This is a genomic window from Virgibacillus subterraneus (assembly GCF_900110695.1).
Taxonomy (GTDB): Bacteria; Bacillota; Bacilli; order Bacillales; family Amphibacillaceae; genus Lentibacillus; species Lentibacillus subterraneus.
Map to the genome: position 1 here is coordinate 325,397 of NZ_FOEH01000002.1, position 14,964 is coordinate 340,360.

19 protein-coding genes are annotated in these 14,964 nt (G+C 33.9%); 8 read left to right on the top strand and 11 right to left on the bottom strand.

Features of this window, described 5'->3' with window-relative positions; genetic code table 11:
- The first annotated feature begins 93 nt into the window (after nucleotides 1-93).
- The gene (locus BMY13_RS08060) at nucleotides 94-1,635 is read left to right on the top strand and encodes a rhomboid family intramembrane serine protease (RefSeq protein ID WP_092503776.1); all 1,542 of its coding nucleotides are present in this window, start codon (nucleotides 94-96) and stop codon (nucleotides 1,633-1,635) included.
- 126 nt (nucleotides 1,636-1,761) lie between these two features.
- On the opposite strand, the gene BMY13_RS08065 is transcribed toward BMY13_RS08060, so the two are convergent.
- Nucleotides 1,762-2,625 (bottom strand): hypothetical protein, encoded by an 864-nt coding sequence (locus BMY13_RS08065; RefSeq protein ID WP_092493227.1) that lies wholly within the window; start codon nucleotides 2,623-2,625, stop codon nucleotides 1,762-1,764.
- 135 nt (nucleotides 2,626-2,760) lie between these two features.
- Here BMY13_RS08065 and BMY13_RS08070 point away from each other — a divergent pair, with 135 nt between their 5' ends.
- The 4 genes from BMY13_RS08070 to BMY13_RS08085 all read left to right on the top strand — a co-directional run bounded on the left by BMY13_RS08070 (nucleotide 2,761) and on the right by BMY13_RS08085 (nucleotide 7,595).
- On the top strand, nucleotides 2,761-4,218 hold the full coding sequence (locus BMY13_RS08070; protein ID WP_092503778.1) for a spore germination protein: 1,458 nt from the start codon (nucleotides 2,761-2,763) through the stop codon (nucleotides 4,216-4,218).
- A 69-nt stretch (nucleotides 4,219-4,287) separates the two neighbouring features.
- Complete coding sequence (locus BMY13_RS08075; RefSeq protein ID WP_092503780.1) at nucleotides 4,288-4,500, top strand: YqgQ family protein; 213 nt, start codon at nucleotides 4,288-4,290, stop codon at nucleotides 4,498-4,500.
- The gene (locus BMY13_RS08080; RefSeq protein ID WP_092503782.1) at nucleotides 4,500-5,471 is read left to right on the top strand and encodes an ROK family glucokinase; all 972 of its coding nucleotides are present in this window, start codon (nucleotides 4,500-4,502) and stop codon (nucleotides 5,469-5,471) included. Before BMY13_RS08075 ends, BMY13_RS08080 begins: the two co-directional genes overlap by 1 nt.
- A gap of 219 nt (nucleotides 5,472-5,690) precedes the next feature.
- Nucleotides 5,691-7,595 (top strand): LTA synthase family protein, encoded by a 1,905-nt coding sequence (locus BMY13_RS08085; protein ID WP_092503784.1) that lies wholly within the window; start codon nucleotides 5,691-5,693, stop codon nucleotides 7,593-7,595.
- Nucleotides 7,596-7,684: 89 nt separating this feature from the next.
- Here BMY13_RS08085 and BMY13_RS08090 read toward each other — a convergent pair whose 3' ends face one another.
- On the bottom strand, nucleotides 7,685-7,852 hold the full coding sequence (locus BMY13_RS08090; protein ID WP_092492569.1) for a DUF2759 family protein: 168 nt from the start codon (nucleotides 7,850-7,852) through the stop codon (nucleotides 7,685-7,687).
- Nucleotides 7,853-8,024: 172 nt separating this feature from the next.
- On the opposite strand from BMY13_RS08090, the gene BMY13_RS08095 reads away from it, so the two are divergent.
- On the top strand, nucleotides 8,025-8,651 hold the full coding sequence (locus BMY13_RS08095; RefSeq protein ID WP_092503786.1) for an MBL fold metallo-hydrolase: 627 nt from the start codon (nucleotides 8,025-8,027) through the stop codon (nucleotides 8,649-8,651).
- A gap of 428 nt (nucleotides 8,652-9,079) precedes the next feature.
- Here the strand turns inward: BMY13_RS08095 and BMY13_RS08100 are convergent, their stop codons facing one another.
- The 9 genes from BMY13_RS08100 to comGA all read right to left on the bottom strand — a co-directional run bounded on the left by BMY13_RS08100 (nucleotide 9,080) and on the right by comGA (nucleotide 14,090).
- The gene (locus BMY13_RS08100; RefSeq protein ID WP_092492571.1) at nucleotides 9,080-9,322 is read right to left on the bottom strand and encodes a DUF2626 domain-containing protein; all 243 of its coding nucleotides are present in this window, start codon (nucleotides 9,320-9,322) and stop codon (nucleotides 9,080-9,082) included.
- Between the two features lie 75 nt (nucleotides 9,323-9,397).
- On the bottom strand, nucleotides 9,398-10,096 hold the full coding sequence (locus BMY13_RS08105; protein WP_092503789.1) for a helix-turn-helix transcriptional regulator: 699 nt from the start codon (nucleotides 10,094-10,096) through the stop codon (nucleotides 9,398-9,400).
- A gap of 128 nt (nucleotides 10,097-10,224) precedes the next feature.
- Complete coding sequence (locus BMY13_RS08110; protein ID WP_092503792.1) at nucleotides 10,225-10,596, bottom strand: hypothetical protein; 372 nt, start codon at nucleotides 10,594-10,596, stop codon at nucleotides 10,225-10,227.
- Nucleotides 10,568-11,017, bottom strand: a complete 450-nt coding sequence (locus BMY13_RS08115; protein ID WP_092503794.1) for a competence type IV pilus minor pilin ComGF — start codon at nucleotides 11,015-11,017, stop codon at nucleotides 10,568-10,570. The genes BMY13_RS08110 and BMY13_RS08115 overlap by 29 nt, the downstream gene beginning before the upstream one ends.
- Entirely contained in the window at nucleotides 10,965-11,306 is a 342-nt protein-coding gene (locus tag BMY13_RS08120) for a type II secretion system protein (protein WP_092503796.1), read from the bottom strand. Before BMY13_RS08120 ends, BMY13_RS08115 begins: the two co-directional genes overlap by 53 nt.
- Nucleotides 11,293-11,724 carry a competence type IV pilus minor pilin ComGD gene (gene comGD, locus BMY13_RS08125; RefSeq protein WP_092492576.1) on the bottom strand — a complete coding sequence of 144 codons (432 nt, stop codon included), beginning with the start codon at nucleotides 11,722-11,724 and terminating at the stop codon, nucleotides 11,293-11,295. Before comGD ends, BMY13_RS08120 begins: the two co-directional genes overlap by 14 nt.
- Complete coding sequence (comGC, locus tag BMY13_RS08130; protein WP_092492577.1) at nucleotides 11,724-12,047, bottom strand: competence type IV pilus major pilin ComGC; 324 nt, start codon at nucleotides 12,045-12,047, stop codon at nucleotides 11,724-11,726. Before comGC ends, comGD begins: the two co-directional genes overlap by 1 nt.
- A 14-nt stretch (nucleotides 12,048-12,061) precedes the next feature.
- Nucleotides 12,062-13,117, bottom strand: a complete 1,056-nt coding sequence (locus tag BMY13_RS08135) for a type II secretion system F family protein (RefSeq protein ID WP_092492578.1) — start codon at nucleotides 13,115-13,117, stop codon at nucleotides 12,062-12,064.
- Nucleotides 13,074-14,090, bottom strand: coding sequence for a competence type IV pilus ATPase ComGA (comGA, locus tag BMY13_RS08140; protein ID WP_092503799.1), 1,017 nt, complete (start codon nucleotides 14,088-14,090; stop codon nucleotides 13,074-13,076). The genes BMY13_RS08135 and comGA overlap by 44 nt, the downstream gene beginning before the upstream one ends.
- A gap of 102 nt (nucleotides 14,091-14,192) precedes the next feature.
- Here comGA and BMY13_RS08145 point away from each other — a divergent pair, with 102 nt between their 5' ends.
- Nucleotides 14,193-14,687 (top strand): shikimate kinase, encoded by a 495-nt coding sequence (locus tag BMY13_RS08145; protein ID WP_092492580.1) that lies wholly within the window; start codon nucleotides 14,193-14,195, stop codon nucleotides 14,685-14,687.
- A gap of 71 nt (nucleotides 14,688-14,758) precedes the next feature.
- On the top strand, nucleotides 14,759-14,938 hold the full coding sequence (locus tag BMY13_RS08150) for a YqzE family protein (RefSeq protein WP_092492581.1): 180 nt from the start codon (nucleotides 14,759-14,761) through the stop codon (nucleotides 14,936-14,938).
- Nucleotides 14,939-14,964 lie beyond the last annotated feature (26 nt).

The following is a 14,964-nucleotide window of genomic DNA, read 5'->3' on the forward strand; positions in this document are numbered from 1 at the left end:
CTGAACCACTTAGTTCTACGACGGCTTCTTTTAATATACAATAAAAGAAAAATAAATTTATTTTTGGTAAGATGGTTTCAGGGAGGAAAACGAATGTACCTATCTGAGCAATATACATTTTATAAACTAGCATATAACTTAGTTGCAGAAGATGACTTCGAAATACTGCACATAAATGAAAATGGTCAGGAAATATGGCTTGAAAAATATAAAAATAAAACATCGTATGTAGTTCGCTTAATACATAAAGGATTTGATTGGAAAAATCATTTAAAAAAGGATATAAGGGTCGTTTTTCAAAAAGCAAAAGCAATGAAACGTTTTTTTCTGGGCAAACATATTGAAATACATAATGTATATATATCTTCCCATTCACCGGTAGATGACTGGGACATACTTAAGAAACCAATGCAATTAAATGAAAAGAATCCAATGAAAATGAAGGTTTACTATTTATCGGAGGAAGAAAAAGAAGTAGAACATTCACGGCTGCAGGAAGCAATTGATAGTTCAAATGTGAGTATTTCACATAAAGTGATAGAACAGGATATGGAAGAACGTGTTGATTATTATAAATCCCAATTGAACAATATTCTGAAGAATAAAGAAAATGAGGCGGACAATGTATTCTCTAATGGTAAACCATTTTTAACCTATTTTTTATTGGGCATTAACATTATCATGTTTTTATTACTTGAACTAAATGGTAGTAGTAAATCGATAGAAACCTTAATTGAGTATGGAGCAAAGTATAATCCTGCTATTATTGAAAATGGTGAATGGTGGCGTATCGTCTCATCTATGTTCCTGCATATTGGATTCCTGCACTTATTTATGAATATGTTTGCTGTTTATTATTTAGGAATGGCTGTTGAACGAATATATGGTTCAATCCGTTTTATTTTAATATATTTTTTAGCAGGTATAGGTGGTGGACTGGCTAGTTTTGCATTTACCACTAACATCTCAGCGGGTGCATCTGGTGCGTTATTTGGTCTTTTCGGCGCTTTATTATTTTTTGGATTAATTCATAGAAAATTATTTTTCCAAACGATGGGAAAAAACTTACTTATAATTATTGGAATAAACCTTGTATTTGGATTCATGGTTCCTCAAGTTGATAATGGAGCACATCTGGGAGGATTAATTACAGGATTTATTGCTTCGGCAATCTTGCATTTGCCTCGGATGAAAAAGATATCTATACAGCTTTCTGCGCTCCTTCTTTATGCAATTATAATCTTTGGATTAATAACATTTGGCATCCAACATAATTTGAATAGCCCATCCTATCAGCTGATGAAAACTGAGCAGTTAGCAGCAGTGCAAAATTATGAAGAAATAGTAGAGGCTACTACAATTGGTTTAAGGAATCCTGATGACCTTGCAGATGAATTATTGTTTCAAAGATCTTATGCTTATGTAAAGCTGGATAAAATTGATTCGGCTATAGATGATTTGGAAGATACAATACAGATAAACGACGAGTTTGCTGAGGCTCATTTTAATCTAGCGGTTATATATTATAACCAAGGACAGGTAAATAAAGCACAAGAACGAATTAAAAAGGCATATGAAATAAAACCAAACGGTGATGATATTAAAAAGTTTTATGAAAAGATTATTGATCAATGAACCGAACAGAAGTCTATTTTTTAATAGAATGTATACTGCGAAAATTAAAAAACTACAAAACTGACAAAAATTGCCTAAAAGCTCACTTTTGAGGGTAACCACCTAACCACCCACAGTGAGAGCTTTTTATTTAAATTCAGGATACTGCTGAATCAGTCTTTCTTTATTACCATTTATTTCATATAAAACTATTAAATGTTTATTCTGTTTATCAAACAAAACTAAAGGCACGTAACTTTTTAATTTGTCTTTTTCAATATTCTTAGCATTTATAATATAATTTTTATAGATTCCTTCCCATAGTTGGCCAATAATCTGATTTGTTTGTTTTTGTGTTAGTGATGGAAGAGGCTCATTATTATATTTGTAAAGCTCTGTAAGTGGAACGGAAATGTAAGATTCACTGGCAATATCAAAGTGACGAATTAGCAACTTCCACGAATATAATAATTGCTGATGTGTTGTATGATCTAGTAATGTTGCCCACTCGGTTTCATATTTATTATTAGGGGTTTTAAAAGACTCTAGTACAGTGTTTGGAGAATCGATAACGTATAATTGATCGTAAGTCATTTTGTGTATACTTTTAATTTGATCGTCTGGATAATGAATCTCTCCATGATGATAGGATATTGCTTGAAAATAGCTGCTATCCTCTCCGTAAATTTTTTCCTTTGTCTGGATTCTATCTGTATCTTCCATCCATTTACTTCGAATACCTCTTAACATGCCATTATCAAATATCAAGGAAGCATCTTGCCTTAAATATATTTCCTTATCACTTTTTGAATCATTTTCCCAGATTATCTCATAGGAGTCATTGGTTTTTTCAGATATCAAATCAAGACGGGTATTTGCCATTTCAAAGCTCGTCTTTTCGTCCATTGGAAAAAACGTAATAGTTGGAACAGTCTTTACCTGCATGATGTAGACAAATACAGGCAATATTATAAGTAATATTACTATATAAACTAAAAGCCTCTTATTCATTTCAATTATCATCCTCTGTAATTCCCACTTAAAATAAAATGTATGAGTTTGGACAACCGTTTATGCTAATTCAAGAATAGAATAAATGACTTGTAACAAACTAGTTATAGATTTCTAAATGAGGGTGACACATTAATGGAAAGAGAAAAAAAATCGTTATTTTCTTCGTTTCATAAGAACGTCGACTATATGAAAGATAGGTTGGCTGTAGATAAAAGCTTTGATGTAATTTCTCTGGATTTAGAGTACGCAGGAAGAAAGATGGCTTTATTTCTGATTGATGGATTTGCAAAAGATGAGATTCTGCACTATATAATGAAATTATTGGCACAGCTGGAACCAAAGCAGCTGGAACCGGATCCATTAACAAAACTTTTCAAAACATATATACCCTATATAGAGATAGATCGTCTGGAAGATTTAAACAAGGCGGCTGATTTGGTTCTTGGTGGACCAGCAGCTTTGATTGTTGAAGGTATTGAAGAAATAATCATGATTGATGCAAGGACCTACCCAGTAAGGGCACCAGCTGAACCAGACTTAGAAAGAGTTGTGCGAGGCTCGCGAGATGGCTATGTTGAAACTATTGTTTTTAATACAGCCCTCACCAGGAGAAGGGTTCGTGATCGATCTTTACGCATGGAATACCTGCAAATCGGCAGAAGATCTATGACAGATGTTTGTATCTGTTACCTTGACGATATTGCAGATCAGGATCGCGTGCAGAAGCTGAAAACAGTGTTACAGAAGATAGATACTGATGGTTTGCCAATGGCTGAAAAGACAATTGATGAATTTATAAGTGGGCGACATTGGAATCCATATCCGACTGTCCGGTATACGGAAAGACCCGATACAGCTGCAGCTCATTTATATGAGGGACATATACTCCTCATTATCGATGGATCACCAAGTGTAATGATTACCCCAGCAACATATTGGCATCATTTACAGCATGCTGAAGACTATCGGCAAAAACCATTGGTTGGTGCTTATCTAAGATTTATTCGATTTATTGCAGTTTTTGTATCACTATTCATATTACCGCTTTATTACCTTTTTTCCACAAGTCCAGAGTTTTTACCAACCGGTCTAGAATTTATAGGTCCATCAGAACCTGGATCTATTCCATTGATTGCACAATTTTTAATAGCTGAAGTAGGAATTGATATGTTGAGGCTGGCTGCAATTCATACCCCATCATCCTTGGCAACTGCACTTGGTCTAGTTGCAGCAATATTAATGGGACAAGTTGCAGTGGAAGTTGGTTTGTTCTCCAGTGAGGTTGTTCTTTATTTAGCTGTAGCTGCAATAGGTACTTATGCGACACCAAGTTATGAATTGAGTTTGGCAAATCGATTGGTTCGAATGTTTCTACTATTAGTAACAGCATACTTTGGACCAATTGGATATGCAGTTGGAATCACACTCTGGATTCTGTATTTAGTAAGAATGAATTCATTCAAAACTGCATATTTTTGGCCGTTACTACCTTTTTCATTTCGGGCATTTCGTGACGTGTTCCTTCGTTCACCCATGCCATTAAAAAACAGAAGGCCAGCATTTTTACATCCAAAGGATCCAGATCGTTAATATTTTCGGTCTGGTTTTTTGTTGTTCCTTATTTCAACACATTTTGGTATAATGGTAAATGGTGATTAAATGAAAACTATATATGATGTACGACAATTATTGAAAAAGTTCGGAACAATTTTATACATTGGTGATCGTTTAGCAGATCTTGAACTAATGGAAGCTGAAGTTAAAGAATTATATCAGTCACAATTTATTGAACCAAACGAATATCAGGAGGCTACATTACTCCTTCGACAAGAAGCATCTCGAATACGAGTTGATAAAGGAGAGAGTTCCTAATGGATCAAAACATTATAGGTATAGATGTTGGTGGTACAACAATTAAATTTGGCATAATTAATGAAGCGGGGAATATCCTAGATAAGTGGGAAATTCCAACTAATGCCACCAACAGCGGTACTTCAATTCTGACTGATATTTGGAACTCACTTAGACAAAAAATTGAAATAGGTCAATTAAACAAAGATTCAATTACTGGTATTGGACTAGGTGCTCCCGGGTTTATACATGAAGAGTCAGGAAGAGTGTATGAAGCTGTTAATATCGGATGGAAGAATATGGAAATAGCGAATGAATTAAAAATTATATCTAATTTGCCTGTATTTGTACAAAATGATGCAAACATCGCAGTACTAGGCGAAAATTGGCGAGGTGCCGGTGAGCAATCCAGAAATCTTATCGCTATCACCCTTGGAACAGGAGTTGGTGGCGGAATAATCGCCAATGGTACTATTTTAAATGGTGAAAATGGAACAGCAGGAGAAATTGGTCACATTACCATTGAAAAAGACGGTTATCAGTGCAATTGTGGTCGTAGAGGGTGTTTAGAAACGATTGCTTCAGCGACTGGAATAGTTCGACAAGCTAGGAATATAATTGGAACAAATCCAACAAGTCGTTTAGCATCCTTATATCGAGAGAATGGAAGTTTAACGACTAAAGATATTTTTGAATTAGCAAATAACGGTGATGCTTTAAGTAAAGAAGTTATTGACCATACAGCAGATGTTCTTGGGTTAGTAATCGCAAATCTTGCAACAATTATAAATCCATCCAAGATTCTTATAGGCGGTGGTGTTTCAAAAGCTGGGGAAGGATTTATAAATAGTATTGATAATGCTTTCCGTAAATATGCTCTGGGCAGAGTAAGTGAAGTATGCGATCTAAAAGTGGCTCAGCTTGGGAATGATGCTGGAATAATTGGTGCAGCATTTTTAGTGAAACAAAAGTTAACGAACACTACATTTTAACCTTTACTTTTTGAAGTTCTTCTATTAATATAATAATTTGTTAACTAATTACCGTTAAAATAAAAAAATATAAATTCTATGAAACTTTTTGATGGAGATAAACGTCATATAGTAGTATAGGTCTTTTGCCACGTTTTAAAAATATAGTTACGGGTATTGAATGAAATGAATAAGTATAGTAATGTAGAATGTTAAAAGTTTTACTGTAGGAGGTCTAAGATGAACTTAAAACGAGTCAAAATGCCGTTGTTTATAATTGCAACATTATTATTTGGATTAAAGACTTATTTTATATATCGATTTTTATTTAGTATTGACTTGGAAAATACGATGCAGGAATTTATCCTGTTTATAAATCCATTTGTTTCTGCTTTTTTATTCTTTTCAATAAGTGTATGGTTTAAAAAACAGTCTCGACAAATGAAATTTATACGTTACACAGCATTAATTGGAACGTTTATTATATACTTTAATCTTGTGTTCTACCGTTCTTTTACCGACTTTATAACAGTGCCACAATTATTCCAGGCAAGTAATATGGGTGACTTGGGCTCAAGTATTTTTACGTTGATTGAAGTATACGATATTTTATTCGTTGTGGATGTAGCAATTATATGGTATTTAAGTAAGAAAATACCAAATGCTATGTCAGTCAGCTATCAAAAAAGTGGAAGAGTATTTGCATTAGCGATGTCATTAATGCTACTTGCAGGGAACTTTTTCCTAGCTGAGATGGAAAGACCTCAATTATTCACTCGTGCATTTGACCGTGAATATTTGGTGAAAAATATTGGGCTGTTTAATTATCATGTTTACGATTTAGCAGTTCATTCAAAAGTGAAAACGCAGCGGGTCTTTGCAGATGGCAACGAATTACCTGATATTAAAGAGTATGTAAACCAAAATATTCAAAGTGACAGTAAATCACCTTTACATGGTATTGCAGAGGATAAGAACGTTATCTTTATTTCAGCGGAATCTGTCCAAAACTTTGTGATAAATAAAAAAGTAAATGGTAAAGAAGTAACACCATTTTTAAACAGTTTAGTTAATGATGATAGTACCTATTATTTCGAAAACTTCTATCATCAAACACTACAAGGAAAAACTTCTGATTCTGAATTCTTGACGGAAAACTCACTTTATCCGTTATCGAGAGGTGCCGTTTTCTTTACGCACGGTCAGAATGAGTATAACGCAATGCCAGAGATCTTGAAGGAAGAAGGATATAACTCATCGGTATTTCATTCAAATAACAAAAGCTTTTGGAATAGAGATCAAATGTATGACAGCTTAGGATTCGATCACTTTTATGGTGAAGAAGCCTATGAAGTGAATGAAGAAAATTCTGTCGGATGGGGTTTGAAGGATAAACCATTTTTCGAACAATCGATCAAGTATTTACAGTCGATGGAAAAGCCATTCTATTCAAAGTTTATTACACTTACAAATCACTTTCCATTTGAATTAAGTGAAGAAGATAGCTCAATTGATAAATATGATTCAAATTCCAATACGCTGAATAATTATTTTCCAACAGTCCGATATACTGATGAAGCAATTGAGAAATTCTTTCAACAGTTAAAAGATGCTGGAATATATGAAGACTCTATCATTGTTATTATGGGTGACCACTATGGTATTAGTGAAAACCACAATAAAGCTATGAGTCAATATTTAGACAAAGAAGAAATCACACCATATGATCATGTACAGTTACAAGAAGTACCAATGTTTATTCATATACCAGGACATGAAGATGGTAAAGTAATGTCTCAAGTATCTGGTCAAATAGATATTAAACCAACATTGCTACACATGTTGGGTGTATCAACTAAAAATGATATATACTTCGGTAATGACTTGTTCAGTAAAGACCGCAAAGATTATATAGCATTACGAAATGGAGACTTTGTAAGTCAGAAATATGTTTCGACAAGTGACATTTGCTATAATCGTAAAACTGGAGAACCAGTAGAACCTAAAGAAAACGCAACTTCTGAAAGTAAAGCAGAGTCCGCATGTGATCCTATTAAGGAAAAAGTAGAAGAAGAACTAGGATATTCAGACGAGATAATTTATGGGGATCTATTTAGATTCGTGGATTTTTCAAAAAGTAAATAAGTGAATTGAAAAAGCTGATCCATTATGTGGATCAGCTTTTTACCATAAAAAAAAAACTAACTGTAATAGTTAGTTTTTATTGTTTATGGTTATAAATTTCCTATTTCGGTAATGATGGTCGCAATGGAGAAGAAGCCAAAAGTTAGTGCTGAAATGGCCGAGAAACCAAGTGCGAATACATTTTTAATTTTCAATTGACGGATTACTGATACTACTGACAACAGTGTAACAAGCAAAAGTATTACTGCTAAAATCATATGAAAATATCCTCCTTGTGAACTTTCTTTGATTGTGATAATTTACTATGAGTTCTTCAATTTATTATTATGTAACAAGCAGTTTCCTATTCTTATTTTATAGTATAAAATGGGATTTGTCGAGTTATATTGTAACGAAAATATTGAACAAAAATTCAATGGAGGGTTGATAATGATCTTTAAAAGCATGTCTTTAGGTCCACTAGGAACGAATTGCTATATCGTACATAACGTTAATGATGCAATAGTGATTGATCCCAGTGGCGATCCTGAGAAAATAATAAAGTATTTGAATGATAAAAATATTACACCAAAAGCGATTTTACTAACCCATGGACATTTCGATCATATTGGTGGCGTTGATCAAGTTAGGAATTACTATGACATCAATGTTTATATTCACGAGGAGGAATCGGCATGGCTGGAGAACCCAAAGTTAAATGGGTCATTACTATTTATCGGGAGCGAGATTAAAACTAAAAGTGCCGAGCATTATTTAACCCCAGGAAAATTACAGATAGGAACAATATCATTCGATATAATACATACCCCCGGACATTCGCCTGGTAGTGTTAGTTTTATATTCCATGAGCAAGAACATGTTATAAGTGGAGATGTATTATTTAATCGAGGTATAGGCAGAACTGATTTGCCGGGTGGGGATATTAAGCAGCTTGAGCAAAGTATACGTAATGACCTTTATAAATTGCCGGAATCCTATACTGTAAGTCCTGGTCATGGGCCAGAGACAACTATCGGAAATGAAAAACAGAATAATCCATTTTTCTCAACCCGTTAAGAAGCCGAACAACAGCGCCTGTTCAACGCCGTATGGACTGCGCCCGTTAATCGCTGGTGGGTTGAGAAACGGCGATTTTTGTCGAACATCCTTGATATCTTAACGTAGACCGGGGGAGGGGAGTACAATAGACGCTAGCAGCTGATGCTAGGTCCTGTGGCATCACCGACACTAGTCAGTCCTGTACGTCGGGCTGAGCGTGTTGATTCGGAAGTACAGTTATCTTAGACTTTATAGGCCACTAAGCAACAAAAAAGCCCTTCTTTTATAAGAAGGGCTTTAGGGGGGATGTGCTCTGCTCTTTTGTTGGTTAGGGATAAAAGTTAAGCTACTGTTATTACTATAATTGTATATTAACAACATGTCAATAGTGTAAACACAAAAAAATAAAAAACCCTGCATCATTATATGTAAGCAGGGTTTTTGGTTTAATGCCCGAATCCAGGCACTAATATGAATTCTGAATACCATGTAAATCCAATAAAAAATACAGTACAGTAAGCTCCGAATAAATACATATACATGCGTTCTGATAATTTCAGATAACTTACTGTTAGGAAAAATGCCGTTTGAACTAGGAATAGTAGTGCTGTTTTCTGCATGTCTCCTACATAAAACATTACTGTGAAAATACCTGTCCAAAAGGCAAGGACACGAAACATTCGATCCATGTTTTCCCCCTCCTTTTAGGTAACCTTATCATTGTTATTATAAACGACGATTAGGATAATGTAAAATAAATTTTATTAAACAATAGAAAGTTTTGCCACATACGTGCAATTTTCACATCCATTGAACATATTTTCGTTTTCTATTAAGTCTACACTCGTAAACAACGCTTCAAACATACCTTTTAAAAAGTTGTTGTGTAATTTACAAACCATAGCGTGGTTAGTTGATGCGACCTCTTTGAAGGGACAGTTTTTAATTTGAAAAGTTACACTGTTTTTATCAGCATTATATTGAAAGTCCGGATACATTCCAAGCATTGTGCCAGCATCTTCTAATATGTTAATTTTTTGTTCTTTTGTAAGTTCCTCAAACAAGGGGCCGTTGTTATATCGCTCAATTACTTTATTCCCGTATTTATAACCAGTTTGGTATAATGCATGTTTTCCGGCTTCTCCCAATTCAACAAATGATTCAATTGCAATTGTAGAAAGTAATTTATAATCCCTATGCGGGAAATTTAACTCGATTACTTCATTTGAAAGTCGATAAACTCTACTTGGCCGACCACCTTTTCCAGTTTTTTGGGAGTAGGATTCAACAATATTTATGTCTTCCAGTTTTGATAGATGAAGTCTGGCTACGTTCGGATGGATATCGAATAATTCGGCAATCTCAACAACAGACACTTCCTGGTGGTGCTTTATTAAATACTGGTAAATATTATATCTGGTTGGGTCACTCAGTACATTCGTTACTTTTAGTGTTTGTTCCACCGATTATCACCTCACTATGTTTGTTACTATCATTATAGTGAATATTAATGGTGAGATGTGTGAAATTGCTTATTTGTTAAAAAATGTACACAACTTTATAGTTGATATTATGATACATATTGAAATTATTATTCTAAATGTAGTCTATTGGTTATTGTAAAGGTGGCCTCAGAATCAGTTGTAATATTGAAAAATAGATGATATTCTTTTTCATCTAATTCTATATAATCCACTTGTACATAGCCATAAGGGAACTGGTAATAAACAGGATTACTATTCATTTCTTTTCCAAGTAGTATTTCTTCTTTAAATGTTGTTCGTGCCATTTGTATTAATGTTTCTATTTTTAGTTGATCAGTTTGGTTATTGGTTATCTGTATTTCATTTTGATACATATTAATACTTGCTGTAATGATAATTAACGCAATTGCTATTATAAAGAGAACATAAGGGAGAATAAATCCTCTACTATTACCGGTAAAAGATAATTGTTTTTTCAAAGTGTTCACCTTTTGTGGATGTGATGGAGGCGTGAAAGCCGTATGCAGTTGATTTATAATTAATGTTTTGTACATGCCGTAAGTATATTTCATGACCTTCAGAATTGACTTGTCTCCTAATCAAATCTTGATATTTTTCAATTGTAACAACTGAACCGTCGTGCTGATTGAGAATGATTTTGGTTGGTTCAACTTTTATGTCAGTTGATTTTATTACATCATCTCGCAGAAAGTAATAGAACTGTTGAACGGATAGTTCTTCATAGTTGGATGTAAAATTAACCCCATTTAATAGGTAACCGGTGAAGGGTATTATTATAAATAAAATGGTACTAGTCAAAATAACTGATAGAAAAGAAAAACCTTTTTCATTTTGCAGAATATCCATACAGGCAAATTTGATTAGTTTTATTTTTAACATTCTTCCATTCTACACAACCTTTCAGCAGTTGATTTTCAGCTAAAAAAATAAATTTAAGTTTTGTTTCATTAACTGTTTTGAAATATTCAGTTGGGATACTATCCTGACCATCCCACAAATATGGCTGAAGTTCAGCATGTAATTCATTTCCAAACAGTCGTTTTTGATGCAGTATTTCCCGTTCGTATATCAATAAATTTGTAATCGGTATAAGAGTTGAAATCATCATCATTAGGAGAGTTACGGCCACAAGGGATTCAATAAGAGAAAAGCCTTTATTGTTTAACAATATAGCACCTCCCTTTCCCAAGTGGACAGGTAACTTTATAGTTGTTATTTATTGTTTGAATCATAAAACTCCCAGGATCAACAATAGTTCCTCTATGATTAAATGATATAACTTGCAGGTTTAAATAATCTATCTTCCATCCTTTAGGAATTCTACGTTCTATCAATATTTTTAAATTGGAATTTTTTGTTATCGTATAGCTTTTATTTTCGGTAAATATTAAACGAAAGTAATTTCTTGAACCATATGATTTGTTTTGCATATATAGTAAATCCATTTCGAATGTATCCATAAAATTATCTTCTTCCTGTTTTTCTAGAATGGAAAATTGTAGTGGGGCACTAATAAGTAGTAATACGGACCAAAGGGCAAGAACGAATAAAACTTCGATTAAAGTAAAACCGTTTTTAGACTGCATTAAATTCCAGAGGGGATACTGACAATTGCTTTACCGTCTGTATTTGTGATTTGCAATTCAGTATTATTAGGACATTTCTTCTGCTCTTCAGTAATGTAACCTGAAGTTTCCAAAACCTCTAGGTCGACTGGATAACTATTTTTTTCTATATAATACGCATCGACCTGTGCCTGGACTACATTTACCAAGGCGTTGCACCCTTTTTCATACACTTCCTTACTCTTGTCACTTAAATTTGGGACCATTAGAATAATTAGTACGGAAATGATCATAAGGACAATGAGCATTTCTATTAAAGTGAATCCTTTTTGACTATTGAACAAAATTTCCAACTCCTCTATATTGTTTTAATTAACTGAAACATAGGCCACATCAATGTGACGTAAATAAAAATGATGAAGCTTGCTAAAATGATAAAAAAAACCGGTTGCATATAGGTAATAACTTTCATAACTTTTCGGTGTATTTCTTCCGTTTGTAATTCTGCATAAATTGTTAAGTCCTTCTCAAGTGCATTTACATCTGCATTTTTTTGAAAAATAGTTGATAGCTGTTTATCAAGAAGTGGTAAATTCGCCAATAAATTCGTTATATAAACTCCATTTGATAACTCTTCGGTCATTAATAAGGCAAAATATGAAAGGATCGGCTGTTTTCGCTGCTGTGACAAATTAAAGAGTATTTGCTTTATCGACATACCTGTTTTCAGTAAAGAACTGACGTGTGTGGCAAATAAAAATGAAGTTTGCATTCTTTTATATTGATGATAGATAGGTATTAATCGGTAAAATTTAATTTGATTCTCGATACTGACTTTGTGTTTAATTACTTGCCACAGAACAAGAGATAGAACAGTAATCAGTATCATGATAGTTAGTAACCTTCCTAATAGTTCAATTAAAACAATGGAAAACATAACTGTTGAAGCTGTTCCAGTGTTGTTATTAAATAGATCCATAAATGAGGGGAGGACCGATTGCTTAACAAAATAGAGCAGTAGTGCAAATACGAATAGCAAAATCAATGGGTAGCGTATTGTTTCCTGAAACTTCTTTACATAAAGTACACGTTGCTCATACATAGAGATACATTTCTCAATGTTTGCTTGAAGATCGCCATTAGCCCGAACAAAGTATAAGTAGGATGTAATTAATGGGTTGAAGTTCTCTTTTTCTAATGCTTGATCAAGTGAGTTACCGGCTTTTAGTGAAGTAATAACGGAGGTGGAAATCGATTTAAGTTGGTTATCCCAATCAATAATTTCAAGAGCTGATATCAGTGGGTAACCGTTTGTCAATAACCGTTCCACGCGTTTTAAAAAGCGTAATTGAATTTCCTTTTTGGGTGATTTATTTCCCAGTTGAGTAATAAGTTTCTTCAGAGATAAAACCATAAGCAAAAGCCTTCTTTCGTAAGTGATGAAATGTATGAAATTGTTCCTTGGAACTAATATCAATCCCATCCAGTGTGTTTTCCAGCAAGGTTCCATCCAATAGCTCGATTATTGCACCACGTCTTGTAGTAGTATTATTAACGTGAACAGGTAGTAGCTGTAATGCTGCAACTGAAATAAGTGATTGTTTTAAATCAGAGCGCTTCAGACCCATCTCCAGTAAGCGATGAATCGTTCCCAATGCATTATTGGCGTGTAACGTACTGAGAACTAAATGACCAGTTAAGGAAGCATCAAAAGCAAACTGTGCAGTAAAACTGTCTCTTATTTCACCCACCATTATAATGTCAGGATCATGTCTAAGAGCGGCCTTTAATCCAGTCTGATATGTGATTCCCGCTTTTTCATTTACTTGGACCTGCAGGATGTCATTTATATCCTTTTCAATCGGATCTTCCAAGGTAATGGTCTGATAAGATTTTTCTGTTAAAATGGTTTGAAGCAAGGCATATAACGTTGTTGTTTTACCACTTCCTGTTGGACCTGTAAACAGAATGATGCCTGCGCGATTTGAGATCCATTCGTTAAGTTTGTTTAATTGGTTTGGAAAAAGAAATAGCCTATCAAGGGTAAGGTTGTCTTCCTGCGGGAGAATTCGGATTGCAAGGCTTTCCATATGGTTTAAGGGAAGCGTGGATAATCGTAGGGAATAACGATTTGTCATAGTATCATGGTCAATTGTTCCATCTTGTGGTTTGCGAACTTCACCTATATCCATTCCTGATGTAAACTTATAGTAAGTAAGTAATAATTGGTACTGATTAATGGGAATCGTTTTGTGAAGGATTCTTTTTCCGAATATACGAAAATAGATGTTTGCTTGGTTCGGGAAAGGGTAGAAATGAATATCCGAAGCATTGGTAGTAATAGCAGATTGAAGAAGCTGTTGTGAAAGACTTGAAGCTGTGTTCAATAATATTTCACCTCCTTAGTTAGACTATATTCGACATAGTTTGCACAACTCCTTCTTTTTTTAAAAAATAATATTATTAATTTTTTAAGGCGGGTTAAAATCATGAAAACACTTTATTTAATTGGATTTATGGGTAGTGGTAAAAGCACTATAGGTGAGATGTTGAGTAGTTCATTACGTGTTTCACATATTGATACTGATCATATGGTTGAGGAAGTGTATGGACAAACAATAGCTGCGATCTTTCAAAATAATGGGGAAGGCACTTTTCGAATGTACGAGTCTGAAGTTTTAAAAAATACACCTTTACAAAATTGCGTTATATCAACGGGTGGGGGTATTGTAGAAAAGGGAGAAAACGTTTTATTTATGAAGGAAAACGGAGTCGTGGTTTATTTAGAAACTTCATTTGATGAGATAGCTAAACGTTTGGAAGATGACCAGACAAGGCCATTATGGAGTAATAATGTCCAGGAAAAGAAGGATTTATTTATTCATCGTAAAAAATTATATGAGAAAGATGCAGACATAATAGTACATACAGACAATAAAACAGCTATAGAGATAACTGAAGAAGTTAAAGCTTTATTAATCTGAAAGTAATTAAAGAATAAAATTTCTACATGCTGTTAAAAATAATAATACCTAAATGAATTGAGGTGGTTATTATGTCTGGGAATGAATATATAAAGTATATGACAGAACAGATTACAACATATATTGACACTCCAGCGGAAGAAAAAAAACTGAGAAAGTCACGGCATAAAACAGATCCACCAGTTTATTCATCCAAGTGGCTAGGCATTTTACCATTTGCTTTTAAACTCTTGCTAAAAAAGACTCAATGAAAGGCAAACCTTATAAGGTTTGCCTT